This is a genomic window from Mycobacterium sp. TY814 (genome assembly GCF_030755175.1).
Classification (GTDB): domain Bacteria; phylum Actinomycetota; class Actinomycetes; order Mycobacteriales; family Mycobacteriaceae; genus Mycobacterium.
In genome coordinates this window covers 390,510-416,898 of the sequence record NZ_JAUFRY010000003.1, presented here as the reverse complement: position 1 = coordinate 416,898, position 26,389 = coordinate 390,510, and the positions used below count along the sequence as shown (strand labels likewise).

25 protein-coding genes are annotated in these 26,389 nt (G+C 65.7%); 23 read left to right on the top strand and 2 right to left on the bottom strand.

Translation table 11 applies throughout. The features are described 5' to 3' along the window. The first annotated feature begins 48 nt into the window (after positions 1-48). From QXH22_RS23150 to QXH22_RS23090, 13 genes are all read left to right on the top strand, one after another. A complete protein-coding gene (locus QXH22_RS23150; protein WP_232004231.1) occupies positions 49-366 on the top strand; it encodes a hypothetical protein in 318 nt (105 codons plus the stop codon). Positions 367-536: 170 nt separating this feature from the next. After that, the gene (locus QXH22_RS23145) at positions 537-1,208 is read left to right on the top strand and encodes a TetR/AcrR family transcriptional regulator (protein WP_065045032.1); all 672 of its coding nucleotides are present in this window, start codon (positions 537-539) and stop codon (positions 1,206-1,208) included. Positions 1,209-1,665: 457 nt separating this feature from the next. Further along, on the top strand, positions 1,666-2,460 hold the full coding sequence (locus tag QXH22_RS23140; protein ID WP_065045047.1) for an ABC transporter permease: 795 nt from the start codon (positions 1,666-1,668) through the stop codon (positions 2,458-2,460). 1 nt (position 2,461) lies between these two features. Then, positions 2,462-3,322 carry an ABC transporter permease gene (locus QXH22_RS23135; protein ID WP_065045031.1) on the top strand — a complete coding sequence of 287 codons (861 nt, stop codon included), beginning with the start codon at positions 2,462-2,464 and terminating at the stop codon, positions 3,320-3,322. Between the two features lie 5 nt (positions 3,323-3,327). Then, positions 3,328-4,635 carry an MCE family protein gene (locus QXH22_RS23130; RefSeq protein ID WP_306277120.1) on the top strand — a complete coding sequence of 436 codons (1,308 nt, stop codon included), beginning with the start codon at positions 3,328-3,330 and terminating at the stop codon, positions 4,633-4,635. Further along, positions 4,632-5,672, top strand: a complete 1,041-nt coding sequence (locus tag QXH22_RS23125) for a virulence factor Mce family protein (RefSeq protein ID WP_065045029.1) — start codon at positions 4,632-4,634, stop codon at positions 5,670-5,672. The genes QXH22_RS23130 and QXH22_RS23125 overlap by 4 nt, the downstream gene beginning before the upstream one ends. Further along, the gene (locus QXH22_RS23120) at positions 5,669-7,090 is read left to right on the top strand and encodes a virulence factor Mce family protein (RefSeq protein ID WP_082978015.1); all 1,422 of its coding nucleotides are present in this window, start codon (positions 5,669-5,671) and stop codon (positions 7,088-7,090) included. The genes QXH22_RS23125 and QXH22_RS23120 overlap by 4 nt, the downstream gene beginning before the upstream one ends. A gap of 23 nt (positions 7,091-7,113) precedes the next feature. Further along, on the top strand, positions 7,114-8,670 hold the full coding sequence (locus QXH22_RS23115) for a virulence factor Mce family protein (protein ID WP_065045028.1): 1,557 nt from the start codon (positions 7,114-7,116) through the stop codon (positions 8,668-8,670). After that, on the top strand, positions 8,667-9,812 hold the full coding sequence (locus QXH22_RS23110) for a virulence factor Mce family protein (protein ID WP_306277119.1): 1,146 nt from the start codon (positions 8,667-8,669) through the stop codon (positions 9,810-9,812). The genes QXH22_RS23115 and QXH22_RS23110 overlap by 4 nt, the downstream gene beginning before the upstream one ends. Next, complete coding sequence (locus tag QXH22_RS23105) at positions 9,806-11,356, top strand: MCE family protein (RefSeq protein WP_306277118.1); 1,551 nt, start codon at positions 9,806-9,808, stop codon at positions 11,354-11,356. The genes QXH22_RS23110 and QXH22_RS23105 overlap by 7 nt, the downstream gene beginning before the upstream one ends. Positions 11,357-11,433: 77 nt before the next feature. Continuing rightward, positions 11,434-11,889 (top strand): type II toxin-antitoxin system Phd/YefM family antitoxin, encoded by a 456-nt coding sequence (locus QXH22_RS23100; RefSeq protein ID WP_306245707.1) that lies wholly within the window; start codon positions 11,434-11,436, stop codon positions 11,887-11,889. Positions 11,890-12,069: 180 nt separating this feature from the next. Continuing rightward, positions 12,070-12,414 (top strand): MmpS family transport accessory protein, encoded by a 345-nt coding sequence (locus QXH22_RS23095; protein ID WP_306245706.1) that lies wholly within the window; start codon positions 12,070-12,072, stop codon positions 12,412-12,414. 71 nt (positions 12,415-12,485) lie between these two features. Beyond that, a complete protein-coding gene (locus QXH22_RS23090; protein WP_306277117.1) occupies positions 12,486-12,950 on the top strand; it encodes a MarR family winged helix-turn-helix transcriptional regulator in 465 nt (154 codons plus the stop codon). Here the strand turns inward: QXH22_RS23090 and QXH22_RS23085 are convergent. Then, positions 12,939-13,967, bottom strand: coding sequence for a TIGR03617 family F420-dependent LLM class oxidoreductase (locus QXH22_RS23085; RefSeq protein ID WP_306277116.1), 1,029 nt, complete (start codon positions 13,965-13,967; stop codon positions 12,939-12,941). The genes QXH22_RS23090 and QXH22_RS23085 overlap by 12 nt on opposite strands. 99 nt (positions 13,968-14,066) lie before the next feature. Between QXH22_RS23085 and QXH22_RS23080 the strand changes: the two genes are divergently transcribed. From QXH22_RS23080 to QXH22_RS23050, 7 genes are all read left to right on the top strand, one after another. Then, the gene (locus tag QXH22_RS23080; RefSeq protein ID WP_306277115.1) at positions 14,067-15,218 is read left to right on the top strand and encodes a sulfotransferase; all 1,152 of its coding nucleotides are present in this window, start codon (positions 14,067-14,069) and stop codon (positions 15,216-15,218) included. Beyond that, on the top strand, positions 15,208-16,548 hold the full coding sequence (locus QXH22_RS23075; protein ID WP_306245702.1) for a hypothetical protein: 1,341 nt from the start codon (positions 15,208-15,210) through the stop codon (positions 16,546-16,548). Before QXH22_RS23080 ends, QXH22_RS23075 begins: the two co-directional genes overlap by 11 nt. 170 nt (positions 16,549-16,718) lie before the next feature. Continuing rightward, positions 16,719-17,501 (top strand): hypothetical protein, encoded by a 783-nt coding sequence (locus QXH22_RS23070; RefSeq protein WP_306245701.1) that lies wholly within the window; start codon positions 16,719-16,721, stop codon positions 17,499-17,501. 55 nt (positions 17,502-17,556) lie between these two features. Beyond that, positions 17,557-19,146, top strand: coding sequence for an esterase-like activity of phytase family protein (locus QXH22_RS23065; RefSeq protein WP_306277114.1), 1,590 nt, complete (start codon positions 17,557-17,559; stop codon positions 19,144-19,146). A 26-nt stretch (positions 19,147-19,172) separates the two neighbouring features. Next, complete coding sequence (locus tag QXH22_RS23060; protein ID WP_306245699.1) at positions 19,173-19,631, top strand: dienelactone hydrolase family protein; 459 nt, start codon at positions 19,173-19,175, stop codon at positions 19,629-19,631. A gap of 7 nt (positions 19,632-19,638) precedes the next feature. Next, positions 19,639-19,914: a DUF6295 family protein gene (locus tag QXH22_RS23055; protein WP_306277113.1), complete on the top strand. Its 276-nt coding sequence runs from the start codon at positions 19,639-19,641 to the stop codon at positions 19,912-19,914. Next, a complete protein-coding gene (locus tag QXH22_RS23050; RefSeq protein WP_306277112.1) occupies positions 19,911-20,675 on the top strand; it encodes a DUF427 domain-containing protein in 765 nt (254 codons plus the stop codon). Before QXH22_RS23055 ends, QXH22_RS23050 begins: the two co-directional genes overlap by 4 nt. Here QXH22_RS23050 and QXH22_RS23045 read toward each other — a convergent pair. After that, a complete protein-coding gene (locus QXH22_RS23045) occupies positions 20,668-22,533 on the bottom strand; it encodes a heavy metal translocating P-type ATPase (RefSeq protein WP_306277368.1) in 1,866 nt (621 codons plus the stop codon). The genes QXH22_RS23050 and QXH22_RS23045 overlap by 8 nt on opposite strands. A gap of 138 nt (positions 22,534-22,671) precedes the next feature. Between QXH22_RS23045 and QXH22_RS23040 the strand changes: the two genes are divergently transcribed. The 3 genes from QXH22_RS23040 to QXH22_RS23030 all read left to right on the top strand — a co-directional run bounded on the left by QXH22_RS23040 (position 22,672) and on the right by QXH22_RS23030 (position 26,336). Next, entirely contained in the window at positions 22,672-23,010 is a 339-nt protein-coding gene (locus QXH22_RS23040) for a helix-turn-helix transcriptional regulator (RefSeq protein WP_306277111.1), read from the top strand. A gap of 415 nt (positions 23,011-23,425) precedes the next feature. Then, on the top strand, positions 23,426-24,595 hold the full coding sequence (locus tag QXH22_RS23035; protein WP_306277109.1) for a YncE family protein: 1,170 nt from the start codon (positions 23,426-23,428) through the stop codon (positions 24,593-24,595). A gap of 109 nt (positions 24,596-24,704) precedes the next feature. After that, complete coding sequence (locus QXH22_RS23030; protein ID WP_306277108.1) at positions 24,705-26,336, top strand: fatty acid--CoA ligase; 1,632 nt, start codon at positions 24,705-24,707, stop codon at positions 26,334-26,336. The last annotated feature ends 53 nt before the right edge of the window (positions 26,337-26,389 follow it).

The window sequence follows — 26,389 nt, the reverse complement described above, 5'->3', positions numbered from 1 at the left end:
TGTGGCAGCCGGACCGGACGGAGACAACCTCGCTAAGGGAGCACAGAGATGTTGAACAGCGTACCGATGCACAAGAACGGGGTCTCTCAGCGGCGCACGCAGGATGCGGAGCTACTCAAGAAGTCTGGCGCGCACAAGCTCGTGGTCGCCGATCGCGACGGCAACTGCTTGGCGTTCCTACTGGCTTGGGACAGCTTCGAGTACGACCCGGAGACCGACACCTATGTGTGCGTCGCAGACAGCGACGGCCGGGAACTCATGACGATGTACACCACCGGCGAAATCAAGGCCGCCCCCGGTGCGAACATGTACGTCGTCACGGCGCCCGACGCAACCACTCGCAGTAGGCCGTTGCAGGCTCTGTAGTTCAGGAGTTCGGGCCCGGGACGCTCCGGGCAATTTTCTTCGCGGCCGGCGTGATGCAACGCGCCGGCTTGCGCTTGCACCGGTTAAGAGGCGGATGTCGTTGGGGGATGTTCACGCGGCGATGGTTATGATAGACCGTTCGTACGGTTAGTCTACGCCAAAGGTCTTAAATGCCCAGATCACCTGGCAGACGTAGTGAGATTCTTGACGCGTTTGTCCGCTACGTCGCCGAACGTGGTTATGAGAGAACGAATATCGGTGATATCGCCGACGAGTTGGGCATGTCGAAGGGCACCATCGTTCACCACTTCGGCACCAAGGCGCAGATGCTGCGGGAGCTGACCGAAGCCCATCTGGCCAGTCAGCTCGATGTGTTGCGGATGGTGTGGGATCGCGTAGGGGCCCCGCACGAGCGCATCGCCGCAATCATTTTCACCTCCGCACTGCTGCAGGTGATGTCCCGCGACGCGACGGTGGCGAGCCAGCGCGAGGTGGTTCAGTTGGCGGACGATCCGGCAATGCAGCAGGTGCGCAAGTTGCGTCATCAACTGCAGGCACTCACCATCGACGAGATTCGCAGCGGAGTGGATTCCGGTGTATTCCGCAGTGTGGACGTCGATCTCGCGGCACTACAGCTGTGGGGATCGCTCGAATGGATGTGGGTGTGGTTCGACCCCAACGACTCCCGGACCCCCGAACGAGTGGGGGCCGCCTTCGTGGACGTGTTCCTCGGCGGACTCTTGCTGGACCGGCTGGGCCTGAGCAAGTGGGCCAGTCCGTCATCCGATGTCGTCTCGGTGGTACGCGAATGCCTCAGCGCGGTCACCGGTAGCTCGAACTGACCGGTTGCAAACCGAATCCTCTGCTCTGCGTGGCGAATTGGCCGCTGGGTCGCGACGCGCCCGATACTGACTGTACGTATAGTCTTCGACCCGCAGCTTAATCCTGACTGAAATCCACGGCTATCGCGAAATTCTACTAAACGTGCTGCTCAGGACCAGTACCTGCGGCAAACTGCCAACCAGGATCGAGATGACCCGATCCCGCAGCGTCACCGACATTTCGCAATCTGTTGACTGCACGTACGGTCTGATGCCATAGTTGCGCGGTGGCGCAATCGCGGGCGGCATGGAGCCGACGGGTGGGGACCGGGACTGCCGGTCAGCCGAAGCACGTGGTCCACCGCCATGACGACGCCACGGCTCACCGCCACGCGGCAGTGACCCGAGAGAAGCTGTCCCACAACCGAACTAAGCGTCGAGAGATCGTTCGCCCAACCGCCTTCGGGAGTCCATGCCGATGACCGCCTCACACACCATGGCCGGCCGGGTGGGCAACAAGATCCGGCCGGGCACCGAAGTGGCCGGTGGGTTCTTCCGAATGTGCGTGCTGACCGCCAAAGCCCTGAAACGACCGTTCGAGTGGCGCGAGTTCATCTGGATCGGCTGGTTCCTGATGCGGGTGTCGCTGCTGCCCACCATCGCGGTGTCGATCCCCGAAACAGTCCTGCTCATCTTCACCCTCAACGTCCTGCTGGCCGAGTTCGGTGCGGCCGACGTTTCCGGGGCCGGTGCGGGCATCGGCGCGGTCACCCAGTTGGGCCCGATCGTGACGGTGCTGGTGGTCGCCGGCGCCGGCGGCACTGCCATCTGCGCCGACCTCGGCGCGCGCACCATCCGCGAGGAGATCGATGCCCTCGAAGTGCTCGGTATCGACCCGATCCACCGTCTGGTGCTGCCCCGGGTCGTCGCCTCGACGATCGTCGCCGTGCTGCTCAACGGCCTGGTGATCGCCGTCGGATTGGGCGGCGGCTACCTGTTCAGCGTGTACCTGCAGAACGTCTCGAGCGGTGCATATCTCTCCACCCTGACCGCCCTCACCGGCCTGCCCGAAGTGGTGATCGCCAACATCAAGGCGGCCACCTTCGGGCTGATCGCCGGTCTCGTCGGTTGTTATCGCGGGTTGATCGTTCGCGGCGGGTCCAAAGGCCTGGGCACGGCCGTCAACGAGACGGTCGTGCTCTGTTTCATCGCCCTGTTCGCGGTCAACGCGGCCCTGACCACGATCGGCGTCAGATTCGGAACGGGGCGCTGACATGGCCACTGCCACAACGCATCTCAGACTGCCCCGAGCTAACCTCGGCCGGTACGGCGAAGCACCGGTCAAGGTGTTGCTCGAGATCGGGCAGATGGTCTGGTTCGCGGTGACCGCGGTCGCCCAGATTCCGTTCGCCCTGCGTCGCTACCCCAAAGAGCTGATACGCATGGTCGCCCAGATGGGGATGGGTACCGGTGCGATGGCCGTCGCCGGTGGCACGGCCGCGATCGTCGGTTTCATCACCCTCTCCGCGGGCTCGTTGGTCGCCATCCAGGGCTACGCGTCGCTGGGGAACATCGGTGTCGAGGCCTTCACCGGCTTTCTGGCCGCCATGGTCAATGTCCGGTTCGTAGCGCCGGTGGCCGCCGGTCAGGCGCTGGCAGCCACGGTTGGCGCCGGCGCCACCGCCGAACTGGGCGCCATGCGAATCAGCGAAGAGATCGACGCGTTGGAAGTGATGAGTGTCAGGTCGATCGCCTTCCTGGCGTCCACCCGGGTGGTGGCGGGTCTCATCGTCATCATCCCGCTCTACGCGTTGGGCATCACCATGGCCTTCGTGTCCACGCAGGTCACCACTGTTTTCTTGTACGGGCAGTCCGCGGGCACGTATAACCACTATTTCCACACGTTCCTGCGCCTCAACGACGTGGGCTGGTCGTTCGCCGAGGTGATCCTCGTCGCGTTGGTGGTGATGACCACCCACTCCTACTACGGCTACACCGCTCACGGCGGGCCGGTCGGGGTCGGCGAGGCGGTCGGCCGGTCGATGCGGCTGTCTTTGATCACGATCGTCGTCGTGGTGGTGCTGACCGCGATGGCCGTCTACGGCAAGAACCCGAACTTCAACCTCACCGTGTAGCCGACATGACCGCCCCAGTCAAAGAGAACCCGCCGCGCATCCCGCCCTACAAGACCGCGGCGGTGGCATTCCTCGTCGTCTTCTCAGTTGTGCTGGGATTCGTGTGGTTTCAGTTCCGGGGCAAGCTGACGCCGAAGACGCCGCTGACCATGGTGGCTCCCCGGGCCGGCCTGGTGATGGACCCGGGATCGAAGGTCACCTACAACGGGGTCGAAATCGGCCGTGTCACCAACATCTCGGAGATCCAGCGCGACGGCGTGCCGGTGGCCAAGTTCTCGATGGAAGTCGATCCGGAGTCCATCAGGCTGATTCCGGCCAATGTGGAGGCCAACATCAAGGCCACCACCGTCTTCGGCAACAAGTACGTCTCCCTCAACTCTCCGAAAAATCCGACGGTGCAGCGTATTTCATCGAAGCAGGAGATCGATGCGAGGTCGGTGACCACCGAGTTCAATACCCTGTTCGAGACCCTCACCGCGATTGCGGAGAAGGTTGACCCGATCAAACTGAACTTGACGTTGTCCGCGGCCGCGCAGGCCCTGGCCGGGCTGGGCGACAAGTTCGGGCAGTCGATCGTCAACGCCAACGCCATCCTCGACGACATCAATCCCCGAATGCCGCAGGTGCGGCACGACATTCAGCAGCTCGCCGCCCTGGCCGACACCTACAACAACGCCGCGCCGGATCTCTTCAACGCCCTGGACCACGCGGTGGTCACCGCGCGCACGCTGCACCGCCAGGAAGCCGAACTGGATTCCGCTCTGCTAGCCGCCGCCGGCCTGGGAGACACCGGTGCAGACATTTTCACCCGGGGTGGGCCCTACCTGCAGCGCGGCATCTCCGATCTGCTTCCCACCGCCCAGCTGTTCGACACCTACAGTCCCGAAATCTTCTGCACCATCCGGAATTACCGCGACGCCGAGCCGGCGGCATACGCGACGACGGGTGGCGGCAACGGCTACGGGCTGAAAACCATGACCGAACTGACGTCGGGGTTGGGCGGCATTCTGACGCTGCCCGGGCTGACCTGCGCGGTGCTCTCGCAGGGACTCCTGGGGGTGGCCGGGCTGGTCGGCGGTTCACCGAATCCCTATACCTATCCGGAGAATCTGCCGCGGGTGAACGCCCGTGGCGGACCGGGCGGCGCCCCAGGCTGTTGGCAGCCGATCAACCATGACTTCTGGCCGGCGCCGAGCCTGGTGGTGGACACCGGCGCCAGCCTCGCACCGTACAACCACGTGGACACCGGTTCGCCATACGCACTCGAGTACGTGTGGGGCCGCCAAGTCGGGGACAACACGATCAACCCATGAAAATCACCGGCAGCGCAATCAAACTCGGCATCGTCTCGCTGGTGCTGACCCTGATAGTCGTATCGATCTTCGTGGTGTTCGCGCAGCTGCGCTTCATCAGCACCAACACCTATTCCGCGGAGTTCGCCAACGGCAGCGGCCTGAAAGACGGTCAGTTCGTGCGCGCCTCCGGAGTGGAGATCGGGAAGGTCAAATCGGTAAACCTGATCGATGGTGGTAACCGGGTGCGGGTCGACTTCGCCATCGACCGCTCGATCCAGCTGTACCAGTCGACCACCGCGCAGATCCGCTATCTCGACCTGCTCGGCAACCGCTTCGTCGAACTCAAGCGGGGGATGGGTGACGGAGCAGACCAGATATTGCCGGCGGGCGGACTGATTCCGCTGTCCCGGACGTCGCCGGCCCTGGACCTCGACGCCCTGATCGGTGGATTCAAGCCGCTGTTCAAGGCCCTGGAACCGGACAAGGTCAACACCATCGCGTCGTCGATCATCACCGTGTTCCAGGGTCAGGGCGGAACCATCAACGACATCCTGGACCAGACCGCGCAGCTCACCTCGCACCTCGCCGAACGCGACGAGGCGATCGGCGAGGTGGTCAAGAACCTGAACATCGTGCTGGACACCACTGTTCGGCACCGCCAGGAGTTCGACGAGACGATCGACAACTTCGAGAGGCTGATCACCGGTCTGGAGAACCACGCCGATCCGCTGGCGGCGGGACTGGCCAACATCAGCAACGCCGCCGGGACGGTGTCGGAACTGCTGGCGGACAACCGTGCGCTGTTGCACAAGGAGATCAACTACCTGCAGGCCTTCCAGCAGCCGCTCATCGATCAACGCGAGCAGCTCAGCGACCTGATCCACAAGACCCCCACCGCGCTGAACCTGATCGGACGCAGCATCGGTCTGTACGGCGACTGGGTGAACTTCTACCTCTGCGACCTCTCCATCCGGTGGAACGGACTGCAGGGCGGCGGCCCGGTTCGCACGGTTCGGATCTGGAAGCAGTCGACGGGCAGGTGCACGGCCCAATGAGGACACTCACGGAATTCAACCGCAACCGCGTCGGTCTGATGGGCATCGGTGTGCTGGTGCTCGTCGTCCTCGTCGGCCAGAGTTTCACTAGCGTCCCGATGATGTTCGCGGCCCCGGTCTTCTACGGGCAGTTCACCGAATCGGGTCAGTTGAACAAAAACGACAAGGTGCGCATCACCGGGGTCAATGTCGGAAAAGTGGAGGGCATCGATGTCGAGGGCGACCACGTCCTGGTGAAATTCTCCATCGGCGCCAACAGAATCGGCACCGAAAGCCGGCTGGCGATCAAGACGGACACCATCCTGGGTAAGAAGGTACTCGAGATCGAGCCGCGGGGAGCCAAGGTCCTGCGGCCCGGAGGTGTGCTGCCGCTGGGCCAGAGCACTACGCCCTATCAGCTCTACGACGCGAACTTCGATATCACCAGGGCCGCCACCGGATGGAATATCGACACCGTCAAGCAATCGCTGAATGTCCTGTCCCAGACCATCGATCAGACCTACCCGCACATCAGTGCGGCCCTCGACGGCGTGGCCAGGTTCTCCGACACCATCGGCAAACGCGATGACGAGATCAAACATCTGCTCGCGCAGGCCAATCAGGTAGCCAGCGTGCTCGGTGACCGCAGCGAGCAGGTCAACCGACTGCTGGTCAACGCCAAGACGCTGCTGGTGGCGTTCAACGAACGCGGACGGGCCATTGACGCTCTGCTGCAGAACATTTCGGGTGTTGCGGCGCAGATAAAGGGGTTCATCAACGACAACCCGAACCTGAACGCGGCGCTGGAGCAGCTGCACACCCTGACCGACGTGCTGGTGCAGCGCAAGGACGATCTGGCTCAAACGCTGACGTTCGTAAGCCAATTCGCCGCGGGGCTGGGCGAGTCGGTCGCGTCGGGGCCGTTCTTCAAGATCGTCCTGTCCAACCTGCTGCCGTTCTGGATGCTGCAGCCGTTCGTCGATGCCGCGTTCAAGAAGCGGGGCCTGGACCCGGAGGAATTCTGGCGCAGCGCCGGCCTTCCCGCGTTCCGCTTCCCCGATCCCAACGGCACCCGGTTCCCCAACGGCGCTCCGCCCCCGGCGCCGCAGGTGCTGGAAGGCACCCCGGAGCACCCCGGGCCGGCCGTCCCACCAGGAACCGCGTGTTCGTATACCCCGGCGGCCGACGCGCTGCCGCGCCCGTGGAATCCGTTGCCCTGCGCGGGCGTTGATGTGGGTCCGTTCGGCGGCAGCTTCCCGGCCCCGCTCGACGTACAGACCTCGCCGCCGAACCCGAACGGCCTACCTCCGACGCCGGGGATCCCGATCGCCGGCCGCCCCGGTGAGCCGCCGCCAGACGTCCCGGGCACGCCGGTGCCGCTGCCGCCCAATGCGCCACCGGGCGCGCGCACCGAAGGAACGACGGGAGGTCAGAGTTGAGCATCAATATCGCGCACCGCAGGATGCGGACCCGCAACCTCATCGCGTCGGTGGTGGTGGTGCTGGGCCTGGTCGCCGCATTCGTCGGCTGGCAGCTGTATCAGAAGGTGAGCAACAACACCGTGGTCGCCTACCTGCCCACGGCGATCGCGCTGTACTCCGGTGACAAAGTTCAAATCATGGGCGTGCGGGTCGGTTCCATCGACTCCATCGAACCGGCTGGCGACAAGATGAAGGTGACGTTCCACTACGCCAACAAATACAAGGTGCCCGCCAACGCGTCCGCAGTGATCGTCAACCCAACTCTGGTGGCATCCCGCAGCATTCAGTTGGAGCCCCCCTATCGGGGTGGTCCGGTGATGACCGACCACGCGGTGATTCCCATCGAGCGCACCCAGGTGCCGACGGAGTGGGATGAACTGCGCGCCAGCGTCGCCAACATCATCGACAAGCTGGGTCCGACACCCGAACAGCCCAAGGGCCCGTTCGGCGACGTGATCGAGTCTTTCGCCGATGGGCTGGCCGGCAAGGGCAAGCAGTTCAACACCACGCTGGACAGCCTGTCGCGAGCGCTGACCGCCCTGAACCAAGGCCGTGGTGACTTCTTCGCGGTGGTGCGCAGTCTGGCGCGATTCGTCAACGCGCTGCACAAGGACGACAAGCAGTTCGTCGCGTTGAACACCAACCTGGCCCAATTCACCGACAAACTGACCAGTTCCGATCGTGCGCTTGCCGATGCCCTGCAGCAGTTCGACGGGCTACTCGCCACGCTGCGTCCGTTCCTGACCCAGAACCGTGAGGTGCTCGCCCAGGACATCGGCAACCTGTCCACCCTGACCACCACGCTGGTCCAACCCGAACCGCTGAACGGGCTGGAAACCGCCCTGCACGTGCTGCCGACTCTGGAGACCAATCTCAGCCAGATCTACCATCCGTCCCACGGCGCGGTCATGTCGATTCCGGCCATCCCCAACTTCGCGAACCCAATGCAGTTCATGTGCAGCATGATTCAGGCCGGTAGCCGGCTGGGCTACCAAGACTCGGCCGAGCTGTGTGCGCAGTATCTGGCGCCCGTTCTCGATGCGATCAAGTTCAACTACCTGCCCTTTGGCTTGAACCTGTTCAGCACGGCCGAGACGCTGCCCAAGGAGGTCGCCTACTCCGAGCCGCGGTTGCAACCGCCGAACGGCTACAAAGACACCACGGTGCCAGGGATCTGGGTACCCGACACCCCCTTGTCGCACCGCAACACCCAGCCCGGCTGGGTGGTCGCGCCAGGCATGCAGGGTGCCCAGGTGGGGCCGATCACGGCGGGCCTGCTGACCCCCGAATCGCTGGCCGAACTGATGGGCGGCACGGACATCGCGCCACCGGAGTCGGGGCTGCAGACCCCGCCCGGTCCACCGAACGCCTACGACGAGTACCCGGTAGTGCCGCCGATCGGCCTGCAGGCGCAGGTGCCCATTCCGCCGCCGCCACCCGGGCCGGGGGTGATCCCGGGCCCGCTCGCGCCGGCCCCGGCGCTGCCCGGACCGCCGTTGCCCGCGGAGGCGGCCGTGGCGGCAGGGGCGGGCTCATGAAAGCCCGCATCCGTCAGGCGCTGGCTCTCTTGGTGTCCACCCTGGCACTCACCTCGTGCGCGAATTGGCGTGGCGTAGCTAATATTCCGATGCCCGGCGGTCCGGGTTCCGGGTCTGGCTCCTACACGGTCTACGTGCAGATGGCCGACACGCTCGCCCTCAACACCAACAGCCGCATCCGGGTCGCCGATGTGTTCGTCGGCACGGTGCGCGCGATCGAATTGAAGAACTGGGTGGCGACCCTGACGCTTCGCCTCGACAAGAACGTCAAACTTCCCAGGAACGCCACGGCCAAGATCGGGCAGACCAGCCTGCTGGGCTCACAACACATCGAGCTGGCCGCGCCACCCGATCCGTCTTCCGAGCGGCTGCGGCCGGGAGACACCATCCCGCTGAAGAACACGTCGACCTATCCGACGACCGAGCAGACGCTGGCGAGTCTGGCCATGATCTTGCGCGGGGGCGGCGTGCCGAATGTGGAAGTGTTGCAGAACGAGGTCTACGACATCGTGCATGGTCGGGCCAACCAGCTCAGGGCATTCCTCGGCAAGCTGGACACGTTCACCGCCCGGCTCGACGAGCAACGCTACGACATCACCCGGGCGATCGACTCCAGCAACCGGTTGCTGAGTTATGTGGGTCGTCGCGCGGATGTTCTCAACCGGGTTCTCACCGATTTCCCGCCGCTGCTCAAGCATTTCGCGGACAAGCAAAATCTGCTGATCAATGCGGTCGACTCGGTGGGGCGACTCGGCGAGGTCGCCAACCAGTACCTGTCGCCCTCGCGTGGCGACCTGCACCAGGACCTGGTGGCACTGCAGTGTCCGTTGCGGGAGTTCGGCCGCGCCGCACCGTATCTGGTCCAGGCGCTGAAGCTGATGCTGGTCCGGCCGTTCGACGTCGACTCCGTGCCCAAGGCGTTCCGCGGCGACTACTTCAACCTGTCGCTCACGCTCGACCTCACCATGAGTGCCGTCGACAACGCTGTCCTCACCGGGACGGGCTTCTCCGGAGCGCTGCGCGCACTCGAGCAATCCTGGGGCCGTGACCCGGAGACGATGATTCCCGACGTCCGCTATACGCCGAACCCCAACGACGCCCCCGGCGGCCCGCTGGTCGAACGGGCGGACAGACAATGCTGACTCGCTTCATCTGGCGCCAGATCTTCCTGTTCACCCTGATCAGTCTGGTCACGGCAATTGCGTTGGGCTGGTACTACTTACGGATTCCCACCGCAGCGGGCATCGGCCAGTACACGTTGCACGCCGCCCTGCCCACCTCCGGCGGTCTGTACAAGACGGCCAACGTCACCTATCGCGGGGAAACCATCGGCACGGTCACTTCCGTCGAGCCGACGGAAAACGGTGTGCTCGCGACGATGAGCATCGCGGACCGCTTCAAAGTCCCAGTCGACGCGTCGGCCAACGTCCGTTCCATGTCGGCGGTCGGTGAGCAGTACCTGGACCTGGTGTCGTCGGGCAACCCGGGTAGGTACTTCTCGCCCGGACAAACCATCAACAAAGGCACCGTGCCCAGTGAAATCGGGCCGGCGCTGGACGCCGCCAACCGCGGCCTGGCCGCGCTGCCCACCGGCAAGATTCCGGCGCTGCTCGACGAAACAGCCCAAGCCGTAGGCGGATTGGGGCCAGCGCTGCAGCGGCTGGTCGATGCGACGCAGGCGATCGCCGGCGACTTCAAAGCCAACATGACCGAAATCGACGACATCATCCAGAACTCCGGGCCGATCATCGACAGCCAGGTCGAGTCTGGTGACGCGATCGGGCGCTGGTCGCACAACCTGGACACCCTCGCCGCGCAGGCCGCGGAGAACGATCCGCACGTACAGAGCATCCTGAACCAGGCGACGCCGACCACCGATCTGGTGAACGCGGTGTTCAACGATGTGCGCGAGTCGCTGCCGCAGACGCTGGCGAACCTGGAGATCGTGCTGGAAATGCTCAAGCGCTATCACAAGGGCGTCGAGCAACTGCTGGTCGCCTATCCGCAGGGCGCGTCGGAAGGCCAGACGGTGACGTCGGCCTTTCCTGGCTTTGCCTCGCTGGGCACGCACCTGACGATCAACCAGCCGCCGCCGTGTCTGACCGGTTTCCTCCCGGCGCCGCAGTGGCGGTCCCCGGCAGACACCAGCCTGCAACCGATGCCGTCGGGCACGTATTGCAAGATCCCGCAGGACACTCCGTCCAATGCCGTGCGCGGAGCGCGCAACCTGCCATGTGTCGATGTGCCGGGTAAACGCGCTGCGACGCCGCGCGAATGCCGCGACTCCAAACCCTATGAGCCACTGGGCACCAACCCCTGGTACGGCGACCCGAACCAGATCCTGACCTGCCCGGCAGCCGCCGCCCGATGCGACCAACCGGTCAAGCCGGGGCAGGTGATCCCCGCTCCGTCGATCAACAACGGCATGAACCCCGCTCCGGCCGACCGGGTACCCGGCACGCCACCACCGGTCAGTGACCCGCTGTCGCGGCCGCATTCCGGCTCGGTGGTGTGCAACGGCCAACAGCCAAATCCCTGCGTCTACACCGGAAATGAGCCTCCGGTAGCCGTCTACAGTCCACAGAGCGGTGAACTGGTCGGACCGGACGGGGTCAGGTACACCGTCGAGAACTCCACGCGCACCGGAGACGACGGATGGCGGGGCATGCTGTCGCCGCACAACTGATTGACACTGACCGGACGTACGGTCATATAATGATCGGGTAGCCGGCGGTGCCGGGTGCGTTCGAGGATCGAGGTGAGATGCCGGAAGTGATTGGCCTGGGCCAACTCCGGAGTGACACCTGCGCGTACCTCGAACGGGTCGCCGCCGGTGAGACACTCGATATCGTCCGCCGCGGCAAGCTGGTTGCGCACATCCAGCCGGTCGGTGACTGGCGGGTGGCTCCGATCCCGGCCCGTTCCGTCAACGCTGCGGAGCGGGGTTGGGTCGGTCTCGACGAACTGCGCACCCGCGCCGGGCGGTGCTTCGACCGGGTGACTGGTGGCGAGTCCCTCTATGTGGTCCGCGGCGGCCGGATTCTGGCCCGCATCGTCGCAGCCGGTGCGGCCGCGGTGCCGGCGGATGCCGGTCAGCGCATCGAACTCGACGAGCTGCGGAATCGCGCGGGCCGCTACATCGATCGGGCCGCGGCGGGCCAGACCATCGAGGTCAGTCGCGGCGGCAAGGTCGTCGCTCGCATCGTGTCCGTCGCCTGATCCCGGCCACGCAATCGAGACAACCCGGTTTCGCTCGCCGGCTTGGCACCGCGGATGTTTACTTTCCGACCGACTCGGGTAAGGGTCATCCCATCGAAAAGGGAAACGCCAGCTCGTAACGTGTGCGGTCGGTGACAATTGGCGATCAATACCCGCCCGAACTCAAGGGGTCTGATTCGAATGAAGCGTGTCACCCGAGCCGCTGGATCGGCGCTGGCCATAACGGCATTATCCGGACTGTTTATGACGGCGCCGCCGGCATCGGCCGACCCGAACACCGTGGTATTCGAGGCGTTGGGCACGGGCACCGCCCTGACGATCGACACCGACCCGGCGGTCGATCGTGTCTACAACGCGCCGCTGCCCTGGAGCCGGACCATCCAGGCGGCTCCGGACGTCACCCTGTTCCAGGTCGTGGTGGTGGGAACCGGTACCACTCCTCCCGGATGTCGCATCACGGTCGGCGGTCAAGTGGTGGCCCAGCAGCCCGTCGGTGGCTCGGCGCACTGCATCTACACGCGCTGAGCAGCGAAAAGCCGCTTAGCGCAGGCGTCTTCGCGGCGCTCATGCTTGACTAAGTCAAGTAAAGTTGCCTGGTGGCCACTGCACGGAAGCGCGATACGCTCGATTCGATCAGCGCGACCATTGCGCGGATCATGCGGCTGAGCGGTAGCCGGGCGATGTTCAAGCGGCAGGCCGCCGCCGCGGCGGTGGAGCTGTCGCAACCGTCCTACGTCCTGCTGCGGGTGCTGGCCGATGAGGGGCCGTTGCCAATGGGCCGGCTGGCGCGCCTGGCACACATGGATCTGGGCATGGCCGCCCGGCGGGTGCAGAGTCTGGAGGGCGACGGGATGGTCGTCAGGCAGTCGGATCTGGAAGATGCCCGCAAGACCCTGGTGGAAGCCACCGCGGCGGGCGAACGGGCTGCGCGCGCCCTGCAGGACGTGCGCCGTGAACATTTGGCGCGGGCACTGGCGCAGTGGTCGGCTGCCGACTTGCGACAGTTCGACCGGCTGCTGTCCCGCTTCCTCGCCGACACCACCGTGACCTCAATCGACTGACGCCGGCCGCTCCCGCAGGTCCCGGATGCAACGTTCCAGCGACTCGTCGTCTGCGCTGGCTGGCGGTGGCAGCACCACACCGTCGGCAATGCGCCCGTACCTGTCCCGGAGCAGCTGGGGGAGTTGGTCATACCGGCCACGAACCACCAGTGCGTCCAGCACGGTGTCGTCGAGGACGGCGGGTAACTCTTCCCAGCGTTGACTGCGGGTCAGCGCGCGCAATCGATCGGGCAACGATGTCCATCCGCGCCTCTTCAGCGCTCCCGCATACGCCGGCGTGGAGAGCAGAAAGGCCAGCATTCGGCGTTGCCGTTCACATTCGCCGTCCACCTCGCCATCGGTGCTGCCGGTAGCGATGGCCGTTGACACGACGAGCAACGGCCTGCCGCGACCGGCCGCCTCGGCGCCGCGCTGCAGGGCCGGATGCACGACGTCGCGCAGATAGTCGGGATCGGAATTCGTCGAATGGGTGACCACGCCATGGGCCATCCGGCCGGCCAGCTCGCACATACCCGAATTGACCGCGCCCAGCCAGATCGGCGGCGGCGTGACATCGCCGGGGCCCGGGTTGAAGTACGGCTGCAACCGGGTCACGCGGTAACTCTGCCCGGCGTAGTGCACCGGCCCGCCGCTGCGGAAGGCGGCGAACAATGCCTGTAACGCCTCGACGTACTCGCGCATCCGGGCCTGCGGTTCCGACCACGGCATCCCGAAGCGGTCTTCGATGTTCTGTTTGATCTGGCTGCCCAGGCCCAATTCGAAACGACCGCCCGACAGTTTCGCCAGATCCCACGCGGCGTAGGCGGTGAGCGTGGGACTGCGCACGAAGGCCAGCGTCACTGCGGTGCGGATGGTCATCCGGGTGGTGTGCTCGGCGGCCAGGGCGGCAACCGTCAATGAATCGTGGATCGTCTCGGCGATGTGGACGCCGTCGAAGCCCAGCCGTTCCATCCGGCGGACGTAACCGCCGACTTCAGACAGCGGCAACTCCGGGGCCATCGCGGCGAACACCTGCATGCCAGCACCCTAGCCGAAAGGTGTATGCCCAGATATTTGACAATGTCAAATATCTGGGCATACGCTCCCGGCTAAAGGTTGTGTGGGTGAGGGAATTTCATGTACGGGTCGCGCTTCTTTTTCGACTGGTCCAATTTCGCCACCATGCTGCGGCTGCTCCGTGACGATCCAGCGACGCCCCGCAAGCGCTACCTGACGTTCATGATCGCCATGCCGATCATCGCGGCGTTTCACGCCGTCTGTTTCGCGCTCGACCCGGTGCTCTTCCCGTCGTTGCGGCGCACCGAGGTTCGGGCACCGACGTTCAGCGTGGGGCACGCCCGCAGTGGCACCACATACCTGCACCGGTTGATGGCAGCCGACCCTCAGTTCAGCTACGCGCTGATGTACGAACTCTTTTTTCCGTCGCTGCTGCAGAAACGATTGCTGCGCCTGATCCTGAGCATCGATGCCAGGTTCGGCGCACCTTTGCGCCGCCGCCTCGACGCCGCGGAAGAGAAGATGTTCGCCGAGACCGACGACATGCACAAGACCGGGTTCTTCGTTCCCGAGGAGGACGACTTCTTCCTGACCTGGTCGCTGAGCTCCGGCTTCTGGATCGTGATGTTCCCCTACATGGGTGAGCTGGATTTCTACCACGTCGATCGATGGCCTGCGCGCAGGCGCCAGCGCCTGATGAGCTTCTACCGCGAATGCGTCCGCCGGCAGCTGGCGCTGAACGGCGGCGGCATCCACCTGAGCAAGAACCCGACCTTCTGCGGCCGGGTGGAGGCACTGATCGAAGCGTTCCCGGATGCGAGATTCATTGTGCCGATGCGTAATCCGTACGAGACCATTCCCAGCCTGCTGAAGATGATGCAGACCGAATGGCGCCTGCGTGGCCGCGACGAACGGCTCATCGAGCAGTCGCTGCGGGTGCTCGCCGACCAGTCCATCCACTCCTACACCCATCCGCTGGAGGTGCTCTCCGAGCATCCAGAAGTGCGGTCCTGCGTGGTGGACTACCGCGACCTGGTGGCGGCACCCACCGCCACCATGCGGCGGGTCTACGACGAGTTGGGGCTGCGTCTGGGACCCGAGGCGGCCGCCGAGTTCGAGGCCGCCGGGCGCCGGAACGGCCACGAGACGGCGCACCGCTACAGCCTCGCTGAGTTCGGTCTGGACCCGGCCGACATCAGGACCCGCCTGGCTTCGTTGTTCGACGAATTCGGTTGGGATGCTGAAGAAAAGGGGAGAGCGAATGTCAACTGAGCACACCCGCGGCGCGCTGCAGGCGGCCTGGGCGGACATGATCGGCGCGATCAACCGGGCCCGCGACCACGTCGACTCGCCGGGGTTGCACGCGCCGCCGCCGACCGAACAGGGGCTGGCCGAGGGACATCGCTACGTGCTCGGCTTCCTGTTCAGCTCGATCGAACGAGCCTGTTTCGAAGACCCCGAATTCCCTTACTTCCGGCGGGCCATTCAGCCGCAGGACAAGGCCACCATCGACAACGCCGACGCGCTGTACCTGTCGGCGCGGATCGACGGGACCCGCAGCTACCGGATCACCGGACGCGTCGCCGACCACCGGCACTGGAGTGGCGCCGCCCGGGCGTCGGGGCCGGTGGCGCCCCAGTACATCGTCTTCGAGGCACACAGCAGGTACGCGGGCGATACCGGCAGCCTGATGGAACTGGCGCCCGGCGGACGGGTGGTGACCGGCCTGCTCGACAGCACCGACCTGGTCGTCGATGCGGACGGACGATTCGAGATCCTCTGCGCGCCCGATCGTCCGGCTTCTCACACCGGCAACTTCATCGCCACCGGCAAGGACGGCACGGACACCGCGCAGTATCTGATCGTGCGGTCGCTGTTCCACGACTGGGCCAACGAGGTGTCACCGGAGCTGCGCATCGTGCCGATCGCCCGAGGCGCGACGCACCCGGCCCCGGCCGGTCCGGACGCCACGGCCGCCGCGCTGCGGCGCGTCGGCGAGCTGGTCGAGCACCAGATGCGGTTCTGGAACGAGTTTTACGACATCGTGCTGGAGTCCAACGGCGACAAAAACGGCGACGGCGTCACCTTCATGCCACACAACGGGCTCAACGAACCCGCGGCGGCCAATCTCGCCTCCGGCGGCGGGCAGAGCACCAACGTCTACTCCGGCGGCGTGTTCGAGCTCGACGAGGACGAGGCCCTGCTGGTGGAGCTCACCGTTCCCGTCGACCCCGCCTACCTGGGCTTCCACCTGTCCAACGTCTGGGGCGAGTCGCTGGACTACGCCAACCACGTCAGCAGCCTCAACGCATTCCAGACCGTGACGGACCCCGACGGGGTCCGGCGCTATGTGATCGCGCACCGCGATCCGGGTGTGCCGAATTGGCTGGACACCGTGGGGCATCGCACCGGATTCCTCACCGTGCGCTGGACCTATCCGAAGCCACCGGAGCAGATGCCGACGACGGCCGTGCACACGATCGCGCTATCCGAGGTCCGGGGCCGGTTGCCGTCTGGTACCCCAACCGTGAGTCCCGAACAGCGCGCCGCGCAGATCGAGCTGCGGCAGGAGCACGTCGCCCGCCGGTATCGGCAGTACTGAGGCGGTTGAACTGCAGGTCAGGAGCCGGAAACCTGGTGTGATGGACGGGCAGCCGCACCCCACCGAATCGGGAAGCCCTCGATGCCGGGTCATGGCAAACGGCAAGCAGGTGGTATCGCAACTGATCCGCTGCCCACGCCGCGGTGCGACGGGCCATACACTGGCCCATCGTGGGCATGCTTTTTGGCTTTGCGCCGTGGATCGTCTACTGGGTCCTGGTCGGTAACGTCCCATTCGACACCGCTGTCTCGATCGCGCTGCTGATGGCCGTCGCGGTGTTCGCCGTCGGGCGCGCCACCGGCAAACCCGGGCGGACACTCGAAATCGGAGCTGTCGCAACCTTTGTGGTGCTGGCGGTGTTGACCTTCGCACTCAGCGAGGAGTTCATGGCGCGCTGGATCCAGCCACTGAGCAACCTGGGGATATTCCTGGTCGCGCTGGTCGGTGTGCTGATCGGCAAACCGTTCGTGCGTGACTTCGCCGCGGCCGAACAACCTCCCGACGTCGTCAACACCGACTTGTTCCGGCGGGTGACAACGGTCTTGACCTGGGTCTGGGTCGCCGCGTTCGGCGGTATGACGCTGTCCTCGGCCATCCCGCCGATCGTGCAGGGGAACGCGACGATCCTGGACACCAAGACGCCGTTGTCGTTCATCTGCTACTGGGTCATCCCATTCTCACTTCTCGGCGCGGCGGCGCTCGCTTCGCGCTCCCTGCCGGAGCGGATGCTGGCCGGAATCGACGACATCGCGCGGGAGACCTCCTTCGTCGCGTACGACGAAGCCACCATCGACGAGCTGTATTACCTGGCTCAGGAACACGCCAACCGGGAAGTCGGACCAGGTAAGGAGGCCTACAACGTGAAGGTGGGCGGCATGGGTACCCCGCTGACCGGCGACGAGTCGCGAAAATCGTGGCCGTCCACCTACAAGGTCAGGGACAAGAAGCATTAGCGACGCTCCGGCCGGCGTATACCGGCACGTCAACTTGGCTTGCTAGGTGTTGCATATGGAACGCACACAAAGAACCTTTGCCGTGCTGGCGACGGTGCTGGTCACGGTCGCGGGTTGCGCACAGAGCGCCAAGCCGTCGTCACCGACTGGCAACGCGGAGATCAGCGCGTCGGCCGGCAAACCGCTCACCATCACCCCGGACCGCATGCTGGCCGCCACCGGCGGTATCACGCCCGTGGCGTTCGGTAAGCCCGCGCACGGCAAGATCAGCTATGGAGCCAAAGGTGCGGTGATTTACACCCCCGACGCCGGCTACAAGGGCAACGACGAACTGCCGGTCACCGTCAGTCGTGCCGTCAAGCTCTATTCCGAGGACCAGTTGCCGCTGGCCACCATGGGCGGAATCGACATCCAGGCCAGCGCCCACGGGTCCGGCATCGCCCTCGTACCCGGCAGTGCCAACGAGATCTACGGGCTCACCGACCGCGGACCCAACGTCGAAGGTCGCACACCCAACGAGATCGTCTTCCCGGTCCCCGAATTTCACCCGCATATCGCCAAGCTCAAACTCGACGACGGCGTGGCCACCGTGGAGCGGACCATCATGCTGCAGGGACCGGACGGTCATCCCCTGGAGGGCCTGCTCGACCCGCATGCCGTTCCCGGTGAGTCGATGGTGGACCTCAATGGCACACCCCTGCCGCCCGCGGACTACGGCATCGATCCCGAGGGCCTGGTCGCGACGCTGGACGGCAACTTCTGGGTGTCCGACGAGTACGGCCCCTACATCGTCCACTTCGACTCCACCGGCAAAGAGCTGGAACGTCTTTCGCCGTACGACGACACCCTGCCCCGGGAGCTTTCGCTGCGCGCTCCCAACCAGGGCCTGGAGGGGCTGACGATCACCCCGGACGGCAACACGCTGGTGGCCGTCATGCAGTCGGCGCTGCAGACCCCGGGCCTGCAGGGCCCGGCCAAGTCCGTCCCGATCGCCCGCATCGTCACCATCAACCTGGTGAACCGGACCATCATGCATGAGTACCTGTATCCGCTGGCCAACCCGCAGGACTCCAAGGTCGGGGTATCGGAGATCAGCGCGCTCAGCGCCACCACCTTCCTCATCGACGAGCGCAACAGCAAGAACCCACCGGACAACAACGCGAAGATCTACATCGCCGATATCGCCGCGGCCACCGATGTCGGGCCGAACTCGACCGTCCCGGGTGCCACCTACGACGCCGCTGCCGGCGGCCTGCTGGTCAACAAGATGCCGATCGAGACCCTGGTCGGCGTCAGTACCGACGCCGAGGCGCTGGCCAAACTCAAGGGCGCCGGAATCACCGCAGCCACAAAGACTCTGCAACTCGATGTGGCGGCGCTGCTGCGCTCGCTCTCGCCCAAGGGGGACTTCTTCGGGCACGACAAGATCGAGGGCATCGCCACCCGCGACGGCGGGAAAACGCTGATGCTGGCCAACGACAGCGACTTCGGACTGGCCGGACTGGCTTCGGACACCCCGCCGTTCCGGCTCAAGCCCAAGACGTTGCCCAACGGAACCCAGGACAGCGGCGAGATCCTGGCGGTCGACACCGACCAGTTGCCGGCCAAAACCGAGAAGATGACCGTCGCCATCAAGGTCGGCTGAACGGGTCTCGGAGGCAAGTTGACGGCGTGAATCCTCATAGTCCAGACGCAATCCAGGCCGAAACCGTCAGCTTCACCGGTCACGGCGGTGACGAGATCGAGGCGTACCGGGCCATGCCACTGGCCGACGGCTCGCGCGGTTCGGTGGTGTGGATTCACCACATGCCCGGATATGACCGGCAGACAAAGGAATTCGTGCGGCGCCTGGCCGTCTCCGGGTATCACACGGTAGCGCCGAACCTGTACTCCCGCGAAGCTCCCGGAGCCGCACCCGACGACGCCGCCGCGGCTTCCCGGGCGGCGGGTGGGGTGCCCGACGAGCGTTTGGTGGGCGACGTGGCCGGGGCGGTCGAGCACCTGCGGTCACTGCCAGGAGCCAACGGGTACAGCTTTTTCTCCGTCGACCGCCCGGCCTACCGGCCCGAGGCCGCGGTGGACGGGTGGCGCCGCATCGACGCGTTCTTCGCCACCCACCTGAAAGGCTAGGTCGGCCATGTGTACGTATCTCACCGAACACGTCGAGATCGAGGGCAGCGGCAAGGGCGCGACGGGATGGTTCGGAGCCAGCCGCGCGACGGTGTACGTCGACCATCCCGTGCATGCGCAGTACGGGCACACGGTCAACATCGACGTCATCAATCCCGATCTGGGGCCGTCCGCGCGGGTGGCGCTGGAACTCACCGAGGAGAGTGCACTGGCACTGGCTGACGCGATCCGTGCGGCCATCGCGCACGCGCCGGCCGGCCTGGCCTCCAGGGAGCAATCATGAGCAACGATTTTCCGCAGATGGCCGCTGCGCGAGGGCGGATCGAGCCCGCACCGCGGCGGGTGCGCGGCTACCTCGGCGCCGAACTGCTATTCGACACCACCGCGGCACGCTACGTGTGGGAGTTCCCTTACTACCCGGCGTATTACATCCCGCTGACTGATGTGCGCACCGAGTTCCTCGACGACGAGAACCATCCGCAGCGGGTCCAGCTCGGGCCGTCGCGGCTGTACTCCCTGGTGGGTGCCGGTCAGAAACACCCCTCTGCTGCAAGGGTTTTCGACGCAGACAGCGACGGTCCGGTCGCCGGCCTGGTGCGATTCGACTGGGATCCGCTGCGCTGGTTCGAGGAGGACGAGCAGATCTACGGACATCCGCGCAATCCGTATGCGCGGGTCGATGCGCTGCGCTCGCACCGGCACGTCCGCGTGGAGCTGGACGGCGTACTGCTCGCCGACACCCGGTCTCCGGTCCTGCTCTTCGAAACAGGTCTGCCCACAAGGTATTACCTCGATCCGACGGATGTCGCGTTCGAGCATCTGGAGCCGACCGCCACGCAGTCGCTGTGCCCCTACAAGGGGGTGACATCCGGTTACTGGTCGGTGCGGGTGGGCGAGACGCTGCATCCGGACCTGGCGTGGACCTACCACTACCCGCTGCCGGCCGTCGCGCCGATCGCCGGACTGGTGGCCTTCTACAACGAAAAACTCGACATCATCGTCGACGGTGTCGCCCTGCCCCGCCCGCGGACCCAGTTCAGCTAGCCCGCCAGCAACGATCGCGCAGCAGGCGCAGGCCGTTGAGGCCGACGAGGACCGTCGAACCTTCGTGCCCCGCCACTCCCAGGGGCAAGGGAAGGTGTCCCAGCAGATCCCAGGTGACCAGGACGACGATGAAGGTCGCGGCGATCACCAGGTTGGCGGCGACCACGCGCCGGGCCCGGCGGGCCAGTGCGACGATGGCCGGTAGCGCGGCCAGGTCGTCGCGGGTGATCACCACGTCGGCCGTTTCCAGGGCAAGGTCGGATCCGGAACGGCCCATGGCGACCGCCGCGTGCGCGGCGGCCATCGCGGGAGCATCGTTGACACCGTCGCCGACGAACAAGACCCTGGCCCCGTGCGCCTCCAGTGCGCGCACCACGCCGACCTTGTCCTCGGGCAGCAGGCCGGCGTGCACGTCGGTGATCCCGACGTCGGCGGCGAGCCGCCCGGCGGCCCGGGCGTTGTCCCCGGTCACCAGTAACGGTGTTGTGCCGGTGAGTGATTCGAGCTCTGCGACGGCGCCTCTCGCGTCCTCGCGAGGGTCGTCGGTGAGCCCGAGCACGCCGGCGTGAGTGCCGTTGACGGCGACGACGACCGCGGTGTGGCCGGTCTGTTCCAACTGCACGACGGCGCCGTGGTGGCCGAGCAGTGCGGGGCTGCCCACCTCGACCGTGTCGTGGCCCACCCGCGCGCGGATGCCACGTCCGGGCGCGGACGTGAACTCCGTCGCCGGCAGGACCGCGGCGCCCGCCTCGCGCGCGGCGGCGACGATGGCCCGGGCCACGGGGTGCTCGGAGTGGTATTCCGCGGAAGCGGCCAGCGACAGCAGGGTGGTGCAGGTATACCCGGCCTCCGGGTGAAGGCTGTTGACCTGCGGCGTTCCCTTGGTCACGGTGCCGGTCTTGTCGAACGCGACATGGCTGACCCCGGCGAGCTTCTCCAGAACCACGGCCGACTTCACCAGCACGCCGTGGCGGCCGGCGGTAGCGATCGACGCCAACAGCGGCGGCATGGTGGACAGCACCAGCGCGCACGGTGAGGCCACGATCATGAACGTCATCGCGCGCAGCAGCGACGAGCGCAGATCGCTGCCCGCCAGCAGGGGAATCACCATTAACGCGACGGTCGCCGCCACCATGAGCACCGAATAGCGCTGCTCTACCCTCTCGATGAACAGTTGAGTGCGAGCCTTGCTCGCGCTGGCTTCGGCGACCATCGCCGCGATGCGGCTGATGACGGAGTCGGCGCTCGGCCGCGTCACCCGGACCAGCAGCGTGCCGGTGCCGTTGACGGTGCCGGCGAAAACTTCGTCACCAGTGGCTTTTTCGACCGGCAGCGGTTCTCCGGTGATGGTGGCCTGATCGACCGCGCTGGCGCCCTCGAGCACCACGCCGTCACCGCCGACGCGCTCGCCGGGGCGGATCAGCAGCACGTCCCCGACCGCCAGCCGCGCGGCGTCCACCACCTCTTCGGCACCGGAATCATCGACACGGGTGGCGGTTTCGGGCGCCAGGCGCAGCAGTCCGCGCACCGAGTCCTCGGTGCGCCGGGTCGCGACGGCCTCCAGGGCGCCGGAGGTGGCGAAAATGACGATCAGCAACGCGCCGTCGAAGATCTGGCCGATCGCGGCGGCGCCGATCGCTGCAAGAACCATCAGCAGGTCGACGTCCAGTACCCGGTTTCGCAGCGCGTCCAGCCCGGCCAGGCCCGGCTGCCATCCGCCGGCGGCGTAGCAGGCCAGATACAGCACCCAGACGAGCCAGCCGGGGACACCGGCGAGCTGGCCGGTGAGCCCGAGCACGAAGAACGCGGTCGCGACCAGGGCCCAGCGAACTTCGGATATCGACGCGACACCGGGCAGCGCCCGATGCGCCGCATCGGCGGTAGGGCGGACCGCGGTTGCAGACACGCGGCCACTATAGCTGCATATGTGTGAAGGTATGCAACTGCGATTCCAGATGGATGCGTAATTGCACAGGTCAGCGGTACGATTGGCCCCGTGCATTCGTCGATCGCCGGCTTCTCCATGCCTTCCGAGGAACGAGTGACCCGTGCCGCAGAGACATTTCGCATGCTCAGTGATCCCACCCGGGTCAAGATTCTCTGGGCGTTACTGCAGGGCGAGACGTCGGTGGCCTGCTTGGCCGATCTTGCTCAGGTGGCGCCCACCGTCGTCAGCCAGCACCTGGCGAAGTTGCGACTGGCCGGGCTGGTGAAGGCCCGTCGCGAAGGGACCTTCATCTACTACTCGCCGGCCGATCAAGACATTCTGCGGGTGCTCAGTCAGGCCCTCGACGGTGCCGACCTGAGCGAAAATCGCCCTGCTCCCGGTTCCTAGCGACCGGCACAATTCTCGGCGACACGCGGCGCCACCGGATGTGATATTCGCCTCGTTGGGCGGTAAATAATAAGAAATTCTTATTTGAAGCTGGCGCCGCGGCGGTCGCATTCGTTCGCTGGGAGATTGATTCTGCACGTCAAAAGGTGCCTTGGCTTTGCTGGAGCGGGTATGCCCGAGCGTCATCGCCGGCCATCCTGAGCGTATACTTAGATGTCCACGTGATGTAGGTAACAGCCGCGAATTTGAATTCTTTTTAGCTGGAATTCGGCGGCTAGAATAGCGGTTAAACGTGTGTTGAAGCAGCACTTTCCGGTGCTGTTATGCGCTTTATCGGATGACCGCTCGTACATAGTCGCGCGATTGCGGTCAGCCGTCCGGAGAGTTCGACCAACAGAGTAGAGGCGGTGCCAGCGTGAGCTTCGAAAGCAAGGTGAACGGCCGGGTTTCAGAGGTCCTCGAGCTCGGGGCTAGCCCGGTTGCCGTCCAGATCCCGGTTTTCAGGGGGCCCATCAGCGGCATTGCGGCCAGCCCGGCCGGCGGCCGCCTGCTGGTGACCAACTACGGCAGCGACAGCGTCTCGGTCATCGACGCCGACAGCTGCCGGGTGGTGGACGCCATCGGAGGCCTGGCCGAACCGTTCGCAATCGCCCTCACCGCGGATCGTGCGTACGTGAGCACCGTATCCCCGGCTTACGACGCGATTCAGGTCATCGACCTGGCCACCAACACTGTCATCGCCTCGCACCGGGTCGCCTTGAGCGTGAGCGACCTCGCCGTGAGTGGCGACGGCAAGCACGTGTACATCAGCCGCAACGGTGCGCGCGGCGCCGACGTCGCAATCCTGGACGTCGAGACCGGGCGGATGCACGTCGTCGACATCGCGCGCACCGCCGGTACCACCACGGAATCCGTCCAGGCGAGTTCTGACGGCGGCCGGTTGTACGTCGGTGTGAACGGTCCGCGCGGGGGCCAAGTGGTCGTCATCGACACCGGGCTGAATCCGGACGAGCCCGCCGGACGTGCCCGTTGGCGTCGCAAGAGCGGGAAGCCCGCGAAGAGCTCCAAGTTGGTGGCCAAGACGTCGGCGCAGGCTGCGAGCCCGTCGGTGATCGCCACCGTCGAGATCGGCCTGCCCGTCCGCGACGTTGCCATCAGCCCCAACGGCGGTCTGGTCTACGTCGCCAGCAGCGGCCCCGAGGCTGCGGTGCTCGACGTCGTCGACACCCGCACCAACAAGATCGCCGGGACCCGCAAGATCGCCGAGGTGACCGGCCTGGTCACCCGGCTCACGCTGAGCGCTGACGGCGAGCGCGCCTACCTGGTGAGCGACGACAGCGTCACCGTGGTGTGCACGCTCACTCAGGACGTCATCGACCGCGTGGACGTCGCGAGCCAGCCGTCCTGTGTGGCCGAAAGTGCCGACGGCACCTCGCTGTATGTCGCCGACTATTCCGGTGCCGTCACCGTGGCACCGGTCGCGGTGAACGCCGAGACGCGGATCGAGCAGGCGGCACTGGAAAGCAGGCGTTCGGTGGACCTGTTCGTGCCCGACTTGCTGCAGTACGACGCCGCCCTCGTCTGACACCGGCCGCGCGTCGGCCCGACGTTCGCGAGCCCGCGCCGCGGCGATAGCATTCGGCCACGGGAACCGACAGGCGGTGCTGCGCCGAGACGCGTGAGGCGGTACATCGATGTACAGCACGATGCAGGAATTTCCGCTGACGATCACCGCGATCATGCGGCACGGCTGCGGAGTCCACGGACTGCGCGAGGTCATTACCGCGACCGGTGACGGCTACCGCAGCATCACCTATCGCGAACTGGGACAGCAGGCTGCCCAACTCGCGAATGCGCTGCGCGGCCTCGGCGTCACCGGCGATCAGCGGGTGGCCACCTTCATGTGGAACAACGCCGAGCACCTGGCGACCTATCTGGCGGTCCCCTCGATGGGCGCGGTGCTGCACACCCTCAACATCCGGTTGTTCCCACACCAGATCGCCTATGTGGCCAATGAAGCCGAGGACCAGGTGGTGCTGGTCGACGTGTCCCTGGCCAAATTGCTCGGGCCGGTGCTGGCCGAACTCGAGACTGTGCACACCGTGGTCGCGGTCGGCGACGGCGACATCACGCCGCTGCAGGACGGCGGCAAGACGGTGGTGCGCTATCACGAGCTGATCGACGGCGAATCAACCGAATTCGACTGGCCGACGATCGAGGAGAACTCCGCGGCCGCCATGTGTTACACCAGCGGCACCACCGGTAACCCGAAAGGCGTTGTCTACAGCCACCGTTCGAGTTTCCTGCATTCCATGGCGGCCTGCACCGTCAACGGTATCGGGGTGGGTTCCAGCGACCGGGTGCTGCCGATCGTGCCGATGTTTCATGCCAACGCCTGGGGCCTGCCGTACGCGGCCTTGATGGCCGGGGCCGACCTGGTGCTGCCCGACCGTCATCTGGACGCCCGGTCGCTGGTCGACATGGTCGAGACGCTGCGTCCCACCAGGGCCGGTGCGGTGCCGACCATCTGGAACGACGTCATGCACTACCTGGACAAGGAGCCCGGGCACGACATGTCGTCGCTGAAGATGGTCGCCTGCGGCGGCTCCGCCGTTCCGGAATCGCTGATGCGCACCTTCGAGGACAAACACGGCGTGCAGATCCGGCAGCTGTGGGGGATGACCGAGACCTCACCGCTGGCCACCATGGCCTGGCCGCCGCCGGGCACCCCGGACGACCAGCACTGGGCATTCCGGGTGACCCAAGGGCAGCCGGTGTGCGGCGTGGAGACCCGGATCGTCGACGACGACGGCAAGGTGCTGCCCAACGACGGTAAGGCCGTCGGCGAGGTGGAGGTGCGGGGTCCGTGGATCACCGGCGCCTACTACCAGGGCTATGACGAGTCCAAGTTCGATTCCGGCTGGTTGCGCACCGGCGACGTGGGGCGCATCGACGAGCAGGGCTTCATCACGCTGACCGATCGTGCCAAGGATGTGATCAAGTCCGGCGGGGAGTGGATCTCATCGGTGGAGTTGGAGAACTGCCTGATCGGTCATCCCGATGTGGTCGAGGCCGCGGTCGTGGGGGTGCCCGACGAGCGCTGGCAGGAACGGCCGCTGGCCGTCGTCGTCACCCGGGAAGGAGCCGACGTGCAAGCGTCGGATCTGCGAAAGTTTCTGGGAGACAAGGTGGTTCGCTGGTGGTTGCCCGAGCGGTGGGCGTTTGCGGACGAGGTTCCGCGCACCAGTGTGGGCAAGTACGACAAGAAGACCATCCGGTCGCGTTACAACGACGGGGACTACGAGGTCGTCGAAGCGCACGACTGAGCGACTGATCGACTGATCGCGAGCAGGCACAAACTCGCACTTCCGAGGCCCGA